This window comes from Halomonas mongoliensis (assembly GCF_052496345.1).
In genome coordinates, this window is sequence record NZ_CP199288.1 from 716368 (window position 1) to 734649 (window position 18282).

Annotated in this window: 15 protein-coding genes; 5 read left to right on the top strand and 10 right to left on the bottom strand. The window is 69.1% G+C overall.

Annotation, left to right across the window (positions count from 1 at the left end):
* Positions 1-37: 37 nt before the first annotated feature.
* Positions 38-1138, top strand: coding sequence for a tRNA epoxyqueuosine(34) reductase QueG (gene queG / locus ACRYRV_RS03345; protein WP_444985976.1), 1101 nt, complete (start codon positions 38-40; stop codon positions 1136-1138).
* Between the two features lies 1 nt (position 1139).
* On the opposite strand, the gene orn is transcribed toward queG, so the two are convergent.
* Complete coding sequence (gene orn, locus ACRYRV_RS03350) at positions 1140-1733, bottom strand: oligoribonuclease (protein WP_444985975.1); 594 nt, start codon at positions 1731-1733, stop codon at positions 1140-1142.
* 95 nt (positions 1734-1828) lie between these two features.
* Here orn and rsgA point away from each other — a divergent pair, with 95 nt between their 5' ends.
* From rsgA to asd, 3 genes are all read left to right on the top strand, one after another.
* Positions 1829-2860 carry a small ribosomal subunit biogenesis GTPase RsgA gene (rsgA, locus tag ACRYRV_RS03355; protein ID WP_253450294.1) on the top strand — a complete coding sequence of 344 codons (1032 nt, stop codon included), beginning with the start codon at positions 1829-1831 and terminating at the stop codon, positions 2858-2860.
* A gap of 62 nt (positions 2861-2922) precedes the next feature.
* Positions 2923-3753 (top strand): sulfurtransferase, encoded by an 831-nt coding sequence (locus ACRYRV_RS03360; RefSeq protein WP_253450290.1) that lies wholly within the window; start codon positions 2923-2925, stop codon positions 3751-3753.
* Between the two features lie 28 nt (positions 3754-3781).
* Positions 3782-4618: an archaetidylserine decarboxylase gene (gene asd, locus ACRYRV_RS03365; protein WP_444985974.1), complete on the top strand. Its 837-nt coding sequence runs from the start codon at positions 3782-3784 to the stop codon at positions 4616-4618.
* Here the strand turns inward: asd and epmA are convergent.
* The gene (gene epmA / locus ACRYRV_RS03370; RefSeq protein ID WP_444985973.1) at positions 4615-5601 is read right to left on the bottom strand and encodes an EF-P lysine aminoacylase EpmA; all 987 of its coding nucleotides are present in this window, start codon (positions 5599-5601) and stop codon (positions 4615-4617) included. The two genes, asd and epmA, sit on opposite strands and share 4 nt — an antisense overlap.
* A 222-nt stretch (positions 5602-5823) precedes the next feature.
* Positions 5824-6390, bottom strand: coding sequence for an elongation factor P (efp, locus tag ACRYRV_RS03375; RefSeq protein ID WP_253450282.1), 567 nt, complete (start codon positions 6388-6390; stop codon positions 5824-5826).
* A 113-nt stretch (positions 6391-6503) separates the two neighbouring features.
* Here efp and epmB point away from each other — a divergent pair, with 113 nt between their 5' ends.
* Positions 6504-7538: an EF-P beta-lysylation protein EpmB gene (gene epmB, locus ACRYRV_RS03380; RefSeq protein ID WP_444985972.1), complete on the top strand. Its 1035-nt coding sequence runs from the start codon at positions 6504-6506 to the stop codon at positions 7536-7538.
* A gap of 113 nt (positions 7539-7651) precedes the next feature.
* Here epmB and leuA read toward each other — a convergent pair whose 3' ends face one another.
* The 7 genes from leuA to pgi form a co-directional block, all read right to left on the bottom strand.
* Positions 7652-9358 (bottom strand): 2-isopropylmalate synthase, encoded by a 1707-nt coding sequence (gene leuA, locus ACRYRV_RS03385; RefSeq protein ID WP_444985971.1) that lies wholly within the window; start codon positions 9356-9358, stop codon positions 7652-7654.
* A 339-nt stretch (positions 9359-9697) separates the two neighbouring features.
* Positions 9698-10528: an ion transporter gene (locus ACRYRV_RS03390; protein ID WP_253450273.1), complete on the bottom strand. Its 831-nt coding sequence runs from the start codon at positions 10526-10528 to the stop codon at positions 9698-9700.
* Positions 10525-11754, bottom strand: a complete 1230-nt coding sequence (serB, locus tag ACRYRV_RS03395; protein WP_253450271.1) for a phosphoserine phosphatase SerB — start codon at positions 11752-11754, stop codon at positions 10525-10527. Before serB ends, ACRYRV_RS03390 begins: the two co-directional genes overlap by 4 nt.
* Entirely contained in the window at positions 11751-14003 is a 2253-nt protein-coding gene (parC, locus tag ACRYRV_RS03400; protein WP_444985970.1) for a DNA topoisomerase IV subunit A, read from the bottom strand. Before parC ends, serB begins: the two co-directional genes overlap by 4 nt.
* Before the next feature lie 7 nt (positions 14004-14010).
* Positions 14011-15891, bottom strand: a complete 1881-nt coding sequence (parE, locus tag ACRYRV_RS03405) for a DNA topoisomerase IV subunit B (protein ID WP_444985969.1) — start codon at positions 15889-15891, stop codon at positions 14011-14013.
* Positions 15888-16535, bottom strand: coding sequence for a YqiA/YcfP family alpha/beta fold hydrolase (locus ACRYRV_RS03410; RefSeq protein ID WP_444985968.1), 648 nt, complete (start codon positions 16533-16535; stop codon positions 15888-15890). The genes parE and ACRYRV_RS03410 overlap by 4 nt, the downstream gene beginning before the upstream one ends.
* A gap of 28 nt (positions 16536-16563) precedes the next feature.
* Positions 16564-18234 (bottom strand): glucose-6-phosphate isomerase, encoded by a 1671-nt coding sequence (pgi, locus tag ACRYRV_RS03415; protein ID WP_444985967.1) that lies wholly within the window; start codon positions 18232-18234, stop codon positions 16564-16566.
* Positions 18235-18282: the final 48 nt, after the last annotated feature.

Below are 18282 nucleotides of genomic sequence, written 5' to 3' on the forward strand. Positions count from 1 at the left end.
AAGTGGCGAGGCCTCCCTGCATGGTGTTTCCGCGATCATGTCCGACCCGTCTGCCCCCGCCGACGCCCACCTTTATCCCCTGGCCGAGCGCATCAAGGCCTGGGGCCGCGAGCTCGGCTTTCAGCAGCTGGGCATCACCGACGTGGACCTGGCCGAGGACGAGGCGCGCCTCGAGCGCTGGCTGGCCGCCGGCTACCACGGCGAGATGGGCTTCATGGCCAAGCATGGCACCAAGCGCACCCGCCCCGCCGAGCTGGAGCCGGGTACGATCCGGGTGATCAGCGTGCGCCTGGACTACCTGCCCGCGGAGGTGGAGACCGCCAAGGTGCTGGGCCAGCCCGAGCGCGCCTATGTGTCGCGCTACGCCACCGGCCGCGACTACCACAAGCTGATGCGCAAGCGCCTGGCGACACTGGCGAAATGGATCGAAGCCGAGGCGGGCCCCTTCGGCTATCGCGCCTTCGTGGACTCCGCGCCGGTGATGGAGCGGGCGCTGGCCCGCAAGGCGGGACTCGGCTGGTTCGGCAAGAACGCCATGCTGCTCAACCCGAAGGCGGGCTCGCTCTTCTTCCTGGGTGAGCTCTACACCGATCTGCCGCTGCCGGTGGACCCACCCTTCGAGAGCGAGCACTGCGGCAGCTGCAGCGCCTGCCGCACCGCCTGTCCCACCGACGCCATCGTCGAGGACCGGGTGGTGGACGCCCGAGCCTGCATCTCCTACCTCACCATCGAGCTGCATGGCGCCATCCCCGAGCGCTACCGGGAGGCCATGGGCAACCGAGTGTTCGGCTGCGACGACTGCCAGCTGGTCTGCCCCTTCACCCGCTTTGCTCGGGTGAGCCAGGAACCCGACTTCGCGCCGCGCCACGACCTGGACCGCGCCAGCCTGCTGGCGCTGTTCGCCTGGGGCGAGGAGGAGTTCCTGGAGAAGACCGCCGGCAGCCCCATACGCCGCATCGGCTACGCCCGCTGGCTGCGCAACCTCGCCGTGGGGCTCGGCAACGCCCCCTGGAGCGAGGCCGTGGAGGCCGCCCTCAGGGCACGGCTGCCCTACCCCTCCGATCTGGTCCGCGAACACGTGCGCTGGGCGCTGGCCCGCCAGCGAGAGAAGCGCCAGGCGCTGATCGCCAGCGGCTGACCTACTCCTCCTCGTCGCTATCGCGTCCCGGCAGGCGCAGGAAGGTCTCGCGGTAGTGGGCAAGCTCGGCGATGGACTCCTTGATGTCATCCATGGCCAGGTGGACGTTGCGCTTCTGGAAGCCCGCCATGGCACCGGGGTTCCAGCGCTTGGCCAGCTCCTTGAGGGTCGAGACATCCAGGTTGCGGTAGTGGAAGAAGGCCAGCAGTTCGGGCATCTCGCGCTCCAGGAAACGGCGATCCTGGTGCACGCTGTTGCCGCACATGGGCGAGCTGCCGGGCGTCACGTGCTCGCGCAGGAACTCGAGGGTCAGCCGCTCCGCTTCGGCGGTCTCGACGCCGCTCGCCTTGACCCGGGCGGTCAGCCCCGACTCGCCGTGGGTCTTCGTGCACCAGGCGTCCATGGCGTCGAGCAGGCTCTCCGGCTGGCTCACCGCGATCACCGGCCCCTCGGCCACGACGTTGAGCTCGGCGTCGGTGACCAGGGTCGCCACCTCGATGATGCGCTCCTTCTCCGGGTCGAGTCCGGTCATTTCCAGATCGATCCATACCAGCCGCTGCTGGCGGGGGTCCTGCCTGTCGTCATTCTGGGCCATGAGTCTGCCTTGGCTGCGGGCGCCGGCGCGGTTTTCGCGACAGCCGGCGCGGTGGATGAGTACAATACGGGTATTGTACCGAGCATCAGGCCCCCATGAGCAAACGCAAGCTTAGCCGCCAGCAGCGCTGGCGCATCGAGAAGATCCAGGCCGAGCGCGCCGAACGCGCCGCCAAGCGCGATGCCCGTGAGAGCGAGAAACTGGCCGCCGGTGAGTACGGCCAGGAGCGCCCCGGGCGAGTGACCGCCCACTTCGGCCGCACCCTGGACGTGCGCCCCGAGGATAGCGACGAGGCGGTGCGCTGCCACCTGCGCGCCAACCTCGAAGGGCTGGTCACCGGCGACCGGGTGATCTGGCGTGGCCGGGAGGACCCCGATGGCCGGGTGGTGGAAGGCGTGGTGGTGGCCCGTGGCGAGCGCGACAGCGTGCTGGAGCGCCCCGACGCCCGCGGCCAGCTCAAGCCGGTGGCGGCCAACATCGACCAGATCCTGATCGTCTTCGCCGTGGAGCCCGAGCCCCACCCCAACCTGATCGACCGCTACCTGATTGCCGCCGAGGCCACGGGCATCGCGCCGGTGCTGGTGCTCAACAAGATCGACCTGCTGCCCGAGGGTGGCGGCGAGCTGCTGGCGCTGCTGCGCCGCTACGAGGGGCTGGGCTACCCGGTGGTGACCACCACCACCGAGCGCGAGGACGGCCTCGACGCCCTGCACGCTCGCCTGGCCGGGCGCACCTCGGTGTTCGTGGGCCAGAGCGGCGTGGGCAAGTCGTCCTTGATCGACCGCCTGCTGCCCGACGAGGAACTTCGCATCGGCGCGCTGTCGAAGGACTCGCGCAAGGGCACCCATACCACGACCACGGCGCGGCTCTATCCGCTGCCCGACGCCGAGTCCGCCGAGCTGATCGACTCCCCCGGGATCCGCGAGTTCGGCCTCGGCCATCTGGACGAGCAGCAGGTGGCGGAAGGCTTCATCGAGTTCCGCGACTTTCTCGGCCGCTGCCGCTTCCGCGACTGCCGCCACCGCCATGAGCCGGGCTGCGCGCTGCTCGAGGCGGTGGAGCGCGGCGAGATCCATCCGGAGCGCTTCGCCAGCTATCGGCGCATCGTCGAATCGCTCGAGTCCTGATCACCCGACTGCCTGATTGCCAGAACAAGGCCTGATTCTCAGAACAAGGAAAGGAGAGCCCCATGAGTTCCGAAGCCAACCTGCTGCCGCTGATCGTCGAGCCGGAACGGCTCGCCGAGCACCTGGATGATCCGTCGCTGCTGATCATCGATGTGCCGCTCAAGGGCGAGAGCTACACCGAGGGCCACGTGCCCGGTGCCATCTTCCTCGACAAGGGGCGCCTGATGCGCGGCGAGGGCGAGGTGCCCTGCCGGGAGCCCACGGTGGAGCAGCTCTCCGCGCTCTTCAGCGAGCTCGGCCTCACCCGCGACACCCACGTGGTGGCCTACGACGACGAGGGCGGCGGCTGGGCCGGGCGCCTGCTCTGGACCCTGGAGCTGATCGGCCACACCCGCTACTCCTACCTCAACGGCGGCATCCACGCCTGGCGCGCCGCCGGCCAGCCGGTCGCCACCGAGTCCACCGCCCCCACGCCCAGCGACTATGAGGCGGAAGTGCTCAGGCCCGAGGTACTGATCGACCGCATCGAGCTCCAGGAGCGCCTGGGCGAGAAGGGCTTCGCCATCTGGGACGCCCGCTCCCCCGAGGAGTACCGCGGCGAGAAGGGTGACAACCGCCAGCTGGGCCATATCCCCGGCGCCGTGAACATGGAGTGGACCCGCGCCATGGACCCGGAGCGCCAGCTGCGCATCCGCGACTACGCCGAGCTGATCACCGAGCTCGAGGCGCTGGGCCTGACGCCCGACATGGAGGTGGCCACCCACTGCCAGAGCCACCACAGAAGCGGCTTCACCTGGCTCGTCGGCCGCGCCCTGGGCTTCGAGAAGATCCGCGGCTACGCCGGCTCCTGGAAGGAGTGGGGCAACCGCGACGACACCCCCATCGAGAAATAGCCTTCAACGCACAGCAACAGGAACGCCCTTGTCACTCGCCAAGCTCTTTGCCCTGATCCAGTACCCCCTGCCCCACCACCTGCTCTCGCGGCTGGTGGGGCGGCTCGCCGAATGCCGCACCCCCTGGCTGAAGAATGCCCTGATACGGCGCTTCATTCGTCAGTTCAGGGTCGACATGAACGAGGCGGCCAACCCCGACCCGACGGCCTACGCCACCTTCAACGACTTCTTCACCCGGGAGCTGAAGGCGGATGCCCGCCCCCTCGGCGAGGGGATCTTGAGCCCCGCCGACGGCAGGCTCTCCCAGTTCGGCCCCCTCGAGGCGGGGCAGCTGGTCCAGGCCAAGGGCCACCGCTTCTCGGCCATGGACCTGCTGGGCGGCGACGGCGAGGCCGCGCGCCGCTACCTGGGCGGTAGCTTCGCCACCATCTACCTCTCCCCGAGCGACTACCACCGGGTGCACATGCCCCTGGCCGGCACCCTGACCGAGATGGTCTACGTGCCGGGGCGGCTCTTCTCGGTGAACGCCGCCACCACCGAGCACGTGCCCAACCTCTTCGCCCGCAACGAGCGCCTGGTGTGCCACTTCGACACCGAGCAGGGCCCCATGGTGATGGTGCTGGTGGGGGCGATGATCGTCGCCGCCATCGAGACGGTGTGGGCAGGCCAGATCACCCCGCTGCCCCGGGGCGGCGTGCAGCGCATCCGCTTCGATACCCCGGTGCATCTGGAACGCGGCGCAGAGATGGGGCGCTTCAAGCTCGGCTCCACGGTGGTGATGGCCTTCGCGGAGCCGGTGGCCTTCGCCGACGGCCTCGAGCCCGGCGCCAAGGTGCAGATGGGGCAGTCGCTGGGAGCGTTCTAGCAGCGCGGCGTGGCGAAGGCCATCACCTCCGCCACGCTCGCCTTGCCCAGAGCCAGCTGGATCAGCCGGTCGATGCCCAGCGCCACCCCGCTCCCCTCGGGCATGCCGTGCTCAAGCGCCGCCACCAGGCGCCGGTCGATATTCACCTCCGGCAGCCCCGCCGCCCGCCGGGCGGTGTTGTCCTCCTCGAAGCGCGCCGCCTGCTCGGCGGCATCGGTCAGCTCGTCGTAGCCATTGGCGAGCTCCAGCCCCTCGAGGTAGAGCTCGAAGCGCGAGGCCACCCACTCGCCGTCCTCCGGGTCGCGGTGACGCCGGGCCAGGGCCGCCTGGCTGGCCGGGTAGTCCACCACCACCTCGACCCCCTCGCGGCCAAGCCCCGGCTCGATCACGAGACTCATCAGCAGGTCGAGGCAGTCGTCGCGGGGGGCGTCATGCATGGCGAGCCTGCCCTTCTCTTCGGCCAGCCGGCGCAGCTCGGCCAGGGGCGCGGTGAAGGGATCGATGGCCAACGCCTCGCGAAACAGCGCCCGGTAGCGGCGACGGCGCAGCGGTACCGCCTTATCCCCCGGCTCTCGACCCAGCACCCGGTGCACCAGGGCGGCCGTCTCCTCGACCAGCGCGTCGAGGGTGAAGCCGGGGCGGTACCACTCCAGCATGGTGAACTCGAGGTTGTGGCGCCGCCCCACCTCGCCGTCGCGGAAGCAGCGCGCCAGCTGGAAGATGGGCCCGGCCCCCGCCGCCAGCAGCCGCTTCATGGCGAACTCCGGCGAGGTCTGCAGCCAGAGCCGCTCGCGTCCCGCCGGCGTGGTCGCCCGGGCCGAGAGCGAGGCCAGATGCAGGTCGGTGCTGCCGCCGTGGCCCAGCACGGGCGTCTCCACCTCCAGCACGCCGCGCTCGGCGAAGAAGGCCCGCACCTCGGCCAGCAGCCGCGCCCGGTCGCGCAGGGTCGCGATCGTCGCCGTGGGGCGCCAGTCGTCGGTCATTTCCTCTCCTCCGGAATCGTCAAGGCCACGCCGAAGCGTGGCCTTGACGAGAATGCGCTCGTCGGAATCGAGCATCACCGCGGCTTTTCCGGCGACAGGCCCCGGAACGCCGGACCGACGAGAGGGCGCTGTGAATACTTCCCTGTACGCTACTTTTGCCATCCCTGGCAAAAGACCCTCTCTACGACCTGTCCCCGGCGCCGCTGGCTAAAGAGCCTTTACTCAGGCGCGAGAGACGTACTCGCCGGAGCGCGTGTCAACCTTCAAGACTTCGCCCTGGTTGATAAAGAGCGGCACGCGAACCACGGCGCCGGAGGAGAGGGTCGCCGGCTTGGAGCCGCCCTGGGCGGTGTCGCCCTTGAGGCCCGGGTCGGTCTCGACCACCTCGAGCTCGATGAAGTTGGGCGGGGTCACGCTGATGGCGTTGTCGTTCCACAGGGTCACGGTGTAGACCACCTGTTCCTTGAGCCACTTGATGGTGTCGCCCAGGGCCTTCTTCTCCACCGCGTACTGCTCGAAGGAGCCGTCGGTCTTCATGAAGTGCCACATCTCACCGTCGGTGTAGAGGTACTCCATGTCCAGGTCCATCACGTCGGCGCCCTCGAGGGACTCCCCTGACTTGAAGGTGCGCTCCCAGACGCGGCCGGTGATCAGGTTGCGCAGCTTGACGCGGTTGAACGCCTGGCCCTTGCCGGGCTTCACGAACTCGTTCTCGACGATCGAGCAGGGATCGCCGTCCAGCATCACCTTCAGACCGCCCTTGAATTCGTTGGTAGAATAGTTCGCCATCTTCTCTCACCCATGTTCAAGCGCGCCGCCGGACCCCGGGGCGCGCTGGGAAACGATAGTTCGACGAGGCCAGGCATGTCGCCGGGCGTCGTCCGCATTGACTGGTGTTCCGCATGATAACCCGAAGCCCCGCCCTTTTGCAGCGTCACGACGAGGCCGAACCGCTGGCGCTACCGCCCGCCTGGCAGGCCCAGCTGGCCGGCGCCATTCGCGACCCCGCCGAGCTGTGCCGTCGCCTGGGCCTGGATCCCGCCTGGCGGCCCGGCGCCGAGGCGGGCCATGGGCTCTTCGAGGTGCGGGTTCCCGAGGCCTTCCTGGCCCGCATGCGCCCGGGTGACCCGACCGACCCCCTGCTGCGCCAGGTACTGCCCCTGGGCGAGGAGCTCCTGCCGACCCCAGGCTATGTGGCCGACCCCCTCGAGGAGGCCGCCCATACGCCGGCTCGGGGGTTGATCCACAAGTACCGTGGACGCGTACTCTTGATCACCAGTCCCGCCTGCGCGGTCAACTGCCGCTACTGCTTCCGCCGCCACTTTCCCTACGCCGAGAACGCCCCCTCCCGGGCCCAGTGGGAGTCAAGCCTCGACCATCTGAGACGCGACCCCACGATCGTTGAGGCGATCCTCTCCGGCGGCGACCCCCTGGCCGCCAGCGACCGCCAGCTCGCCTGGCTGGTCGAGCGCCTGGCGGCCATCCCCCACCTCAGGCGGCTGCGGATCCATACCCGCCTGCCGGTGGTGATCCCCGACCGCATCGACGCCGCCCTGCTCGACTGGCTCGGCAGTACCCGGCTGCAGAAGGTGGTGGTGGTGCATATCAACCACGCCCAGGAGATCGACGACGCCGTGATCGACGCCAGCGCCCGGCTCAAGGCGGCCGGGGTCACCCTGCTCAACCAGAGCGTGCTGCTGCGCGGGATCAACGACTCGGTGGATGCCCTGGCAGAGCTCTCCGAGCGGCTCTTCGAGGCCGGCGTGCTGCCCTACTACCTCCACGTGCTCGACCCGGTGGCCGGCGCGGCTCACTTCGACGTGCCAGACGACCAGGCCCGCGAACTGGTCGCGGGCCTGAGGGAGGTGCTGCCGGGGTTCCTGATGCCGAAGCTGGTCAGGGAGATCCCCGGCGAAGGAAGCAAGACGCCCTTGTAGGAGCCCGACTTGTCGGGCGATTGGCGCCGCAGGCGCCCGGCGGTGCCGCTGGCGCCGGGGAGGCCTCCGGCCTCCATCGCCCAATGAATTGGGCTCCTACAGCAGGAGGCGTATCACGCCAGTGACTCCGCGGTCACATTGGCCGCTGGGGCCTGGGTCGAGACCTTGCGGTTGATGGCGCTCATCACCGCCTTCATGGAGGCGCTGGTGATGCTCTCGTCGGTGCCGACGCCGAACACCGCCTCGCCGGCGATGCGCACCTCCACGTAGGCGATCGCCTCGGCGTCGGAGCCCTGGCCGCGGGAGTGCTCGTGGTAGTCGATGATCTCCACGTCGTGGCCGGCGGCGGCCAGCGCCTTGATGTAGGCCGCCAGCGGGCCGTTGCCCTGGCCCTGGATGGTGCGGCGCTCGCCGCGCTCCTCGATGGTCGCCTCCAGGGTCACCACTGGGCTCTCCGGCTCCGAGGAGAGGCGGTGGCTGACCAGCGCATAGGGCGAGGTCTGCTCCAGATACTCGTCGGCGAAGGCCTGGTAGATCATCTGGGAGGTGATCTCCTTGCCGGTGCGGTCGGCCACCTCCTGCACCACCTGGCTGAACTCGATGGAGAGGCGGCGCGGCAGCTCGATGCCGTGCTCCTGCTCCAGCAGGTAGGAGACGCCGCCCTTGCCGGACTGGCTGTTGACGCGGATCACCGCCTCGTAGCTGCGGCCCACGTCCAGGGGGTCGATGGGCAGATAGGGCACCTCCCAGACGGCGTCCGGGTTGGCGCGGCGCTCCGCCATGCCCTTCTTGATGGCATCCTGGTGGGAGCCGGAGAAGGCGGTGAAGACCAGGTCGCCCACGTAGGGGTGGCGCGGATGCACCGGCAGCTGGTTGCAGTACTCCACTTCGCGCATGATCGGCGTGATGTTGGAGAAGTCCAGGCCCGGGTGCACGCCCTGGGTGTACATGTTCATGGCAAGCGTCACGATATCGACGTTGCCGGTGCGCTCGCCGTTGCCGAAAAGGGTGCCCTCGACGCGGTCGGCGCCCGCCATCAGGGTCAGCTCGGCGGCGGCCACCCCAGTGCCGCGGTCGTTGTGGGGGTGCACGCTGACGATCAGGGCATCGCGGTTCTTCACGTGGCGGCAGAACCACTCCACCTGGTCGGCGTAGTTGTTGGGCGACGCCGCCTCCACCGTGGCCGGCAGGTTGACGATCATCGGCTTCTCGGCGGTGGCACCGTAGGCCGCCATCACCGCCTCGACCACCTCCTTGGCGAAGTCCATCTCGCTGGTGGTGAAGAGCTCCGGGGAGTACTGGAAGGTCCAGTTCGTCTCCGGGGCCTCCGCCATGCGCTGCCGGATGCGGGTGGTGGCGTCCACGGCGATGCCGATGCACTCCTCTTTCGTCACGTTGAACACCACGCGGCGGAAGACCGGGTCGGTGGCGTTGTAGACGTGGACGATGGCGTTCTTCGCCCCCTTGAGGGACTCGAAGGTGCGGTCGATCAGGTGGTCGCGGGCCTGGGTCAGCACCTGGATGGTGACGTCATCGGGAATGCGGTCGCCCTCGATCAGGGAGCGCACGAAGTCGAAGTCGGTCTGGGAGGCCGAGGGGAAGCCCACCTCGATCTCCTTGAAGCCGATCTTGACCAGCAGGTCGAAGAAGCGCTGCTTGCGCTCCTGATCCATGGGATCGATCAGCGACTGGTTGCCGTCGCGCAGGTCGACGCTGGTCCAGATCGGCGGCTGCTCGATGCGGCGGTTAGGCCACTGGCGGTCGGGCAGGTCCACGGCAACGAAGGGGCGATACTTGGAAGCGGGGTTGTCGAGCATCATGGCGGCGTTCTCCCTGGGCGGCGGTTGGGCAATCGAATCAGTGGGCGGTATGCAAACGACGGCGCCCCGACGGGCATGGGCCTGTCGGGGCGTCGAGGCAGAAGGCAGAGGTCGCACGGGTGCCAGCGCTGCGGCCGGCACGGGCGACAAAGGGGGCATTCATGCTGAAACTGCAGGGGGTGGTGGACATGCTACAACCTCGTTTTCGACCTGACTGTTGCGATGCACAGGGGGCATCGCCGCACGCTATTCAGACGCGGGCTAGTAGTCGTAGGTCGAGGGCGAGGTCGTAAGCAGTCATGTTCATGCCCTCTAGAGAATCAGTCTCGAGCCCCTTTGTCAACTCCTGCGCTCCAGCAGCGACTCCATCCGCGACAGCTGAGCGCGCAGTTCGCGCACGTCGTCGCGCAGTCCGTGAAGCTCCGCGGCCTCCCCCTCTCCGGTCTCCAGCTCGATGGCCAGGCTCTCCTTCTGCATCACGTCGAGCACGATGCCGATCATCATGTTGAGGAAGATGAAGGCGTTGAGGAAGATGAAGGTCAAAAAGTAGATCCAGGCGTAGGGGTAGTGCTCCATGGTCGGGTAGAGCACCGCCGTGGCCCAGCTCTCGAAGGTGGCCACCTGGAAGAGCGTCAGCATGGCCAGCGAGATATTGCCCCACAGCTGCTCGTCGACGCTGGCGAACAGGAAGCTGCCGATGGCGCCGTAGATGTAGAAGATGATGAACATCAAGAGCGCCACATAGCCCATGCGCGGGATCGACTTGAACAGGGCGGCGATCAGCAGGCGCAGCTCGGGGATCATCGACACCAGACGCAGCACCCGGAAGATGCGCAGCAGGCGCGCCAGCAGCACCATCTCCGAGTCGTCCATGGGGATCAGGCTGGCGGTGACGATGATGAAGTCGAAGATGTTCCAGCCCTTGCGGAAGAAGTCCCGCAGGCGCTTCTCCGCCGCCATGCGAATCAGGATCTCCACCAGGAAGAAGACCGTGACCGCCACGTCTAGCCACAGCATCACCTCCTGGAAGCGGCTCACCTCCTCCTCGTAGGTCTTGGCGCCGATCAAGAGCGCCGAGACCACGATGATGGTGATCACCGTCAGCTCGAAGGCCTTGTTGGTGCGCAGCCGCTCGAAGCGGTCGCGCCAGAGATCGAAGGACGCGCTCACTCCCCCTGCTCCTCCAGGTCCACCTGGCGATAGCCGATCAGGTAGAGCACCGCATCGAGGCCGAGCGTCGAGATGGAGTGGCTGGCCTGGGCGCGCACCAGCGGCTTGGCGCGAAAGGCGATGCCGAGCCCCGCGGCGGCCAGCATCTTGAGGTCGTTGGCCCCGTCGCCCACGGCGATGGTCTGCTCCAGGGCGAGCCCCTCGCGCTCGGCGATCTCGCGCAGCAGCTGCGCCTTGCGCTCGGCGTCGAGGATCGGCTCGCGCACTTCGCCGGTGACCTTGCCGTTCTCGATCAAAAGCTCGTTGGCGTGGATCTCGTCGAAGCCGAGCTTCCGCTGCAGGTGGCGGGCGAAGTAGGTGAAGCCCCCGGAGAGGATCGCCGTGCGGTAGCCCAGCCGCTTGAGCTGGGCCATCAGCCGCTCCACGCCATCCATCAGCGGCAGCGACTCGGCGATTTCGGCCAGCACCGACTCGTCGAGGCCCTTGAGCTTGGCCATGCGCTCGCGAAAGCTCTGCTGGAAGTCGAGCTCGCCGCGCATGGCGCGCTCGGTGACCTCGGCCACCTCATCATAGACGCCGTGGCGGCGGGCCAGCTCGTCGATCACCTCGGCCTGGATCAGGGTGGAGTCCATGTCGAAGCAGACCAGGCGGCGGTGCCGGCGCCAGATGGAGTCCTCCTGGATGGCGATGTCCACACCGTGCATGGCGCCCAGCGCCAGCGCCTTCTCGCGCAGGGCGTCGAGATCGACCTCCTCGCCGCGCAGCCAGCACTCCACGCAGGCCCCCCGGATGGCATCGCGCTCGCCGGGGACCCCGCCGTCCAGGGGCTCGCGGCCGGAGAGGCGGTGGATCAGCTCCACGGTGAGGCCGTGCTCGGCGGTGAGTGAGCCCACCTCGGCCAGGATGCCGGCGGGCAGGTGGGGCGCCAGCAGGGTCAGGATCAGCCGCGGCTGGCTCGCCTGGCTACTCCAGCGCTGGTACTCCTCTGCCCCCACCTGAATCGCCTGCACGTCCAGGGCGAGGGCGTCGCCGGCGGCGGCCAGGGCCCCTTCGAGATCGGCCTCCTGCTCGAGCCCCACCAGCGCCTCCAGGGAGAGCATGCCGAAGGTCACGCTCTGGTTGATATCCAAAAGTCGCGCGCCGCTTGCGGCCAGCGCCCTGCCCAGCCCGGCCAGCTGGCCCGGGCGCGCCGCGCCGGTGGCGCGGATCAGTACTCGTCGTGTCATTCAGAAACCTCCAGGCGGTCAACCTTCTGCAGGCCCCGGGGCAGCTTGCTGCCGCGGCGGCCGCGCTCGCCGCGATAATACGCGAGATCGTCGGGCTTGAGGGTGAGATGGCGCTTGCCGGCATGCACCACCAGGCTGGCGCCGGCCGGCAGCACGACCAGGTCGCGCACCAGCTCCTCGCGGCGAGCGGCCCTGGGCCCGGGGATGTCGATCATCTTGTTGCCCTTGCCCTTGGCCATCTCGGGCAGCTGTGACAGCTCGAAGACCAGCAGGCGCCCCTCGTTGGAGACCGCCGCCACCAGGGTCCCCTCCCCCTCCGGCACCGCCACCGGCGGCAGCACGTTGCACCCCTTGGGCACCGTGAGCGCCGCCTTGCCGGACCTGTTCTTGCCCACCAGGGCCTCGAGCGGCGCCACGAAGCCGTAGCCGCCGTCGGAGGCGAGCAGGAAGCGCGCCGTGGGCGGCGCCAGCATCACCCCGGCCATATGGGCGCCGGCCACCACGTTGACGCGGCTGGTGACGGGCTCGCCCTGGCCCCGGGCGCTGGGCAGGTTGTGGGCCTGCAGGGTGTAGGCGCGGCCGGTGTCGTCGAGCAGCACCAGGGGCTGGTTGGTCTTCCCCCGAGCGGCCAGGGCGAAGCGGTCGCCGGCCTTGTAGGAGAGCCCCGCCGGGTCGATCTCGTGCCCCTTGGCACTGCGGATCCAGCCCTTCTCGGAGAGCACCACGGTGATGGGGTCGGCGCCCACCAGCTCCACCTCGGAAAGCGCCCGGGCCTCCTCGCGCTCGACGATGGGCGAGCGGCGCTCGTCGCCGTGGGCCTCGCCGGCGGCACGCAGCTCCTCCTCGATCAGGTCGGTGAGCGCCGCCTCGTTGCCGAGCAGCTCCTGGAGCCGCTGGCGCTCCGCCTCGAGCTCCTCCTGCTCGCCGCGGATCTTCATCTCCTCGAGCTTGGCGAGGTGGCGTAGGCGAAGCTCGAGGATCGCCTCGGCCTGGCGCTCGGAGAGCCCGAAGGCCTCCATCAGCGCCGGCTTGGGCGCATCCTCCTCGCGGATGATGCGGATCACCTCGTCGATATTGAGGTAGGCGATCAGCAGGCCCTCGAGCAGGTGCAGGCGATCCTCCACCTTGCCCAGGCGGTGCTCCAGGCGCCGGCGCACCGTGGCGCGGCGAAAGCGCAGCCACTCGCCGAGCAGGTCGGGCAGCGGCATCACCCGCGGCCGGCCGTCCAGGCCGATCACGTTCATGTTGACGCGGATGTTCTTCTCGAGGTCGGTGGTGGCGAAAAGGTGCGCCATCAGCGCCTCGATGTCGACGCGGTTGGAGCGCGGCTCGATCACCAGGCGGGTGGGCTCCTCGTGGGTCGACTCGTCGCGCAGGTCGGCCACCATGGGCAGCTTCTTGGCCTGCATCTGGGCGGCGATCTGCTCGAGGATCTTGGCCCCGCTCACCTGGTAAGGCAGCGCGGTGACCACGATGCTGCCCTCCTCCATGACGTAGCGGGCGCGCAGCTTCACCGAGCCCCGCCCGCTCTCGTAGAGCTTGCGCAGATCACTAGGCGGCGTGATGATCTCCGCCGCGGTGGGGAAGTCCGGCGCCGGCAGGTGCGCAACCAGGTCCGCGGTAGTGGCCTCGGGGTGGCGCAGCAGGTGGCAGGTCGCCTCCACCACCTCGTGGACATTGTGGGGCGGGATGTCCGTCGCCATGCCCACGGCGATGCCGGTGCCGCCGTTGAGCAGCACATGGGGCAGGCGCGCCGGCAGCACCACGGGTTCGTTCATGGTGCCGTCGAAGTTGGGGGTCCAGTCCACGGTGCCCTGGCCCAGCTCGGCCAGCAGCACTTCACTGAACCTGGAGAGCCGCGCCTCGGTGTAGCGCATGGCGGCGAAAGACTTGGGATCGTCGGGGCTGCCCCAGTTGCCCTGGCCGTCCACCAGCGGGTAGCGGTAGCTGAAGGGCTGGGCCATCAGCACCATGGCCTCGTAGCAGGCGCTGTCGCCGTGGGGGTGAAACTTGCCCAGCACGTCGCCGACGGTGCGCGCCGACTTCTTGTACTTGGCGTTGGCATTGAGCGCCAGTTCGCGCATGGCGTAGACGATGCGCCGCTGTACCGGCTTCATGCCGTCGCCGATATGGGGCAGCGCCCGGTCGAGGATGACGTACATCGAGTAGTCGAGGTACGCCTTCTCGGTGTATTCGCGCAGCGAGAGGCGCTCGACGTCGCCCTCCGCTACCTGGATATCCATGGTCATAAGGGGTTCAGACCTCTATGTCAGCGAGGTTGCCGTAGTCCTCGAGCCAGCTCTTGCGGTCGGAGGCGCGCTTCTTGGCCAGCAGCATGTCCATCATCTCCATGGTGCCGTCGCCATCTTCGCGGGTGAGCTGCACCAGGCGGCGGGTCTCCACCGCCATGGTGGTCTCGCGCAGCTGCAGCGGGCTCATCTCGCCCAGGCCCTTGAAGCGCTGGACGTTCACGGTGCCGCGCTTGCCCTCGAGCCGGCGCAGGATCGCCGCCTTCTCGCTCTCGTCCAGGGCGTAGAAGACCTCCTTGCCGAGATCGATGCGGTAGAGCGGCGGCATCGCCACATAGACGTGGCCGGCATCCACCAGCGCCGGGAAGTGGCGCACGAAGAGCGCACACAGCAGGGTGGCGATATGCAGGCCGTCGGAGTCGGCGTCGGCGAGGATGCAGATCTTGTGGTAGCGCAGCTTGGTCAGGTCGTCGCTGGCCGGGTCCATGCCGATGGCCACGGCGATGTCGTGGACCTCCTGGGAGCCGTAGATGTCGTGGGACTCCACCTCCCAGGTGTTCAATATCTTGCCGCGCAGGGGCAGGATCGCCTGGCTCTCGCGGTTGCGCGCCTGCTTGGCGCTGCCGCCGGCGGAGTCGCCCTCCACCAGGAAGAGCTCGCTGGTGGCCGGGTCCTGGCCGGAGCAGTCGGCCAGCTTGCCGGGCAGCGCGGGGCCTGCGGTGACCTTCTTGCGCGCCACCTTCTTGGCGCTCTTCTGGCGGCGCTGGGCGGCGCTGATCACCAGCTCGGCAAGCGCCTCGGCCTGGTCCACGTGGTGGTTGAGCCACAGCGAGAAGGCGTCCTTGACCACCCCGGAGACGAAGCCCGCCACGGTGCGCGAGGAGAGCCGCTCCTTGGTCTGGCCGGCGAACTGGGGATCGAGCATCTTGACCGAGAGCACGTAGGCGACCCGCTCCCAGAGATCCTCGGCGGTGAGCTTGACGCCCCGGGGCAGCAGGCTTCGGTACTCGCAGAACTCGCGCAGCGCCTCGAGCAGGCCGGCGCGCAGGCCGTTGACGTGGGTGCCGCCCTGGGGGGTGGGGATCAGGTTGACGTAGCTCTCCATCAGCGACTCGCCCCCCTCGGGGAGCCACTGGATCGCCCAGTCCACTCCCTGCTCATCGTCGGCGAAGTGGCCGACGAAGGGCGACTGGGGGAGCACCTCATAGCCGTCGGTGGCCTGGGCCAGGTAGTCGCGCAGGCCATCCTCGTACTGCCACTCGCTCTGGGTGCCGTCCGCCTCCATCAGGGTGACCTTCAGCCCCGGGCAGAGCACCGCCTTGGCCCGCAGCAGGTGCTTGAGCCGCCCCACCGCCAGACGCGGGCTGTCGAAGTAGCTCGTCTCCGGCCAGAAGCGCAGCACGGTGCCGGTATTGCGCTTGCCCACGCTGCCGATCACCGAGAGATGGGACACCGGCTCACCGTGCTCGAAGGCCACGGCGTGGCGGCTGCCGTCGCGCAGCACCTCCACCTCCAGGCGCCGCGAGAGGGCGTTGACCACCGAGACGCCGACGCCGTGCAGGCCGCCGGAGAACTTGTAGCTGGCGTTGGAGAACTTGCCGCCGGCGTGGAGCCGGGTGAGGATCAGCTCCACCCCGGAGACGCCGTGCTCCGGGTGAATATCGATGGGCATGCCGCGGCCGTCGTCGGCCACCTCGATGCCGCCATCCTCGAAGAGCCGCACGCTGATCGACGAAGCGTGGCCCGCCAGCGCCTCGTCGACGCTGTTGTCCACCACCTCCTGAACCAGGTGGTTGGGGCGGCTGGTGTCGGTATACATGCCCGGGCGCTTGCGCACCGGCTCCAGGCCGGATAGCACCTCGATCGAGCTGGCACTGTATTGCGTCATGGGTCGTCCGGTTCCTTGTGTGATCGTGGCTGCCAGGCGGCCGGCAGGGCGTGGCCGCCGTGGGCCAGCAGTGCCGGCAGGTGCCGGGCCAGCACCGCGAAGCCGTGGTCGGCCCCCGGGTGCAGCAGGGTGCGCGCACCGCGGTAGAGGGCAAAGGCGGCCGCCGGGGCGAGCACCTCGTCGGCGCTTCCCAGCAGCAGCAGGTAGCGCGCCGGGGCGGTGATCCGCTCGGGCGTCAGGGCCTCGAGCTCGGCCAGGTGCGCCCTGCCCACCGTGAAGCGCTCGCCGGTGTGCTCGTTGACGAAGACCTCGTCGACCCAGTCCGCCACCAGACGCGCCGGTGCCACCGCCGGGTTGATCAGCGCCGCGGGCAGGCCGTGGCGCTCCGCCAGGCAGGTGGCCAGAAAGCCCCCCAGGGAGCTGCCGGCCACGAGCGGCGCGGGGCCGAGCTCGGCGAGCCGCGACTCGGCCAGGGCCAGGGCCTCGGCGGGCCGGTGCGGCAGCTGGGGCGTCACGCAAGGCAGACCCAGGTGGGCGCAGGCCTCGCGCATCCACACCGCCTTGGGCGAGCCCGTGCCGCTGTTGAAGCCGTGCAGGTAGAGCACCCCGCTGGCCGGCGCCACCCGCCAGGGGGCGCTCAGCATAGCGCAAAACCTGTACAAACAGCCAGCATCACACGCCTCGACCGCCGTTACCGTCGGCGGCCCAGGCCGCCTCGATCAGCGCTCGGGTGGAGGCGTCCATGCTCTCGAGGCCCCGACGCTCCTCGAGGATGCGCTGGGTCTCGCCGGCGATCTGCTTGCCCAGCTCCACCCCCCACTGGTCGAAGGGGTTGATCCCCCAGAGCGTGGCCTGGACGTAGACCTTGTGCTCGTAGAGGGCGATCAGGGCCCCCAGGGTGGCCGGGGTCAGCTCGTCGAGCAGCAGGGTGGTGGAGGGCTGGTTGCCGCGATAGCGCTTGTGGCCGGGGCGCGGTCCCTCGTCGTCGATGGCGTCGTCGCCCAGCATCAGCACCCGAGACTGGGCGAAGCAGTTGGCCAGGGTCAGGCGGTGCTGCCCCTTGAGATGCCGGCGGGTGGCATCGTCGGCCACCTCGTCATAGCGCCGCAGCGGCGCGATGAAGTCGCACTCCACCGCCTGGGTGCCCTGGTGCAGCAGCTGATAAAAGGCGTGCTGGGCGTTGGGACCCAGCTGCCCCCAGAGCACCGGGCAGGTGGCGTAGCCCACCTCGCGGCCGTCGGCGGTCACCGACTTGCCGTTGGACTCCATCTCGAGCTGCTCGAGGTAGGCGGCGAAGTACTCGAGCCGACCGTCGTAGGGCAGGATGGAGTGGGCGCGGATATCCAGGAAGTTGACGTTCCAGATCCCCGCCAGGGCCAGCAGCACCGGCAGGTTGTCGGCCAGCGGCGCGGTGCGAAAGTGCTCGTCCAGGGCGTGGGCCCCGGCCAGCAGCTCCCGAAAGCCCTGCATGCCCACCACCAGGGCGATGGGCAGGCCGATGCCGCCCCACAGGGAGTAGCGACCGCCGACCCACTCCCAGAAGGCCAGCTGATGGTCGGGGGCGATGCCCCACTCGGCCATCTTCTCGGGGCTGGCCGAAACGCCGATGAAGTGCTGACGCATCACCAGCTCGGCATCGACCCCCTCCTCGTCCTCCAGGCGCGACATCAGCCAGTCCCGTGCGGTTCGCGCATTGGAGAGGGTATCGATGGTGGTGAAGGACTTCGAGGAGAGCACGAAGAGGGTGGTCTCGGGGTCGAGGCGCGCCAGGCAGTCGGCGAGCTGGGAGCCGTCCATGGTGGAGGCGAAGTGCACCTCCACCCGATGGACATCGCGCAGGCGGTAGTCGGAGAGCGCATGGGTCACCATCAGCGGGCCCAGGTCCGAGCCACCGACGCCGAGGTTGACCACGTGACGGATGGCCCTGCCGGTGGCGCCGCGCCACTGGCCGGTATGAAAGCGCTCCACCATGGTCTCCATGCGCGCCAGGGTGTCATGCACCCCGGGCACCAGGTCCTCGCCCTCTACCACCAGCGACGCGGACGCCGGCAGGCGCAGGGCGGTGTGCAGCGCGGGGCGATCCTCGCTGACGTTGACCCGCTCCCCCGCCAGCAGGCGGCGAATCGCGTCGGGCAGGCCCGCCTCCTCGGCCAGCGCCAGCAGCAGCGCCAGGGTCTCCTCGGACCAGCGCTGCTTGGAGAGGTCCAGGGTGAGGCCGGCGGCGCTGCGGGTGAAGCGCGCCTGGCGCTCCGGCTCGCTGGCAAAGCGCTCGCGCAGGTGGACCCGGCGCGCTTGCTCGGCGTGGGCGGCAAGCGCCCCCCAGGCGGCAGTCTGGTCGATCATCTCTTCTCCTTGCCCCGTCCTTGACTCGTCCTTCAAAACCGCGGATGC

Coding starts and splice junctions, on each gene's coding strand:
- queG (WP_444985976.1), top strand. CDS start 38: ATGTCCGACCCGTCTGCCCCCGCCGACGCCCACCTTTATCCCCTGGCC.
- orn (WP_444985975.1), bottom strand. CDS start 1,733: ATGGCCCAGAATGACGACAGGCAGGACCCCCGCCAGCAGCGGCTGGTA.
- rsgA (WP_253450294.1), top strand. CDS start 1,829: ATGAGCAAACGCAAGCTTAGCCGCCAGCAGCGCTGGCGCATCGAGAAG.
- ACRYRV_RS03360 (WP_253450290.1), top strand. CDS start 2,923: ATGAGTTCCGAAGCCAACCTGCTGCCGCTGATCGTCGAGCCGGAACGG.
- epmA (WP_444985973.1), bottom strand. CDS start 5,601: ATGACCGACGACTGGCGCCCCACGGCGACGATCGCGACCCTGCGCGAC.
- efp (WP_253450282.1), bottom strand. CDS start 6,390: ATGGCGAACTATTCTACCAACGAATTCAAGGGCGGTCTGAAGGTGATG.
- epmB (WP_444985972.1), top strand. CDS start 6,504: ATGATAACCCGAAGCCCCGCCCTTTTGCAGCGTCACGACGAGGCCGAA.
- leuA (WP_444985971.1), bottom strand. CDS start 9,358: ATGATGCTCGACAACCCCGCTTCCAAGTATCGCCCCTTCGTTGCCGTG.
- serB (WP_253450271.1), bottom strand. CDS start 11,754: ATGACACGACGAGTACTGATCCGCGCCACCGGCGCGGCGCGCCCGGGC.
- parC (WP_444985970.1), bottom strand. CDS start 14,003: ATGACCATGGATATCCAGGTAGCGGAGGGCGACGTCGAGCGCCTCTCG.
- parE (WP_444985969.1), bottom strand. CDS start 15,891: ATGACGCAATACAGTGCCAGCTCGATCGAGGTGCTATCCGGCCTGGAG.
- ACRYRV_RS03410 (WP_444985968.1), bottom strand. CDS start 16,535: ATGCTGAGCGCCCCCTGGCGGGTGGCGCCGGCCAGCGGGGTGCTCTAC.
- pgi (WP_444985967.1), bottom strand. CDS start 18,234: ATGATCGACCAGACTGCCGCCTGGGGGGCGCTTGCCGCCCACGCCGAG.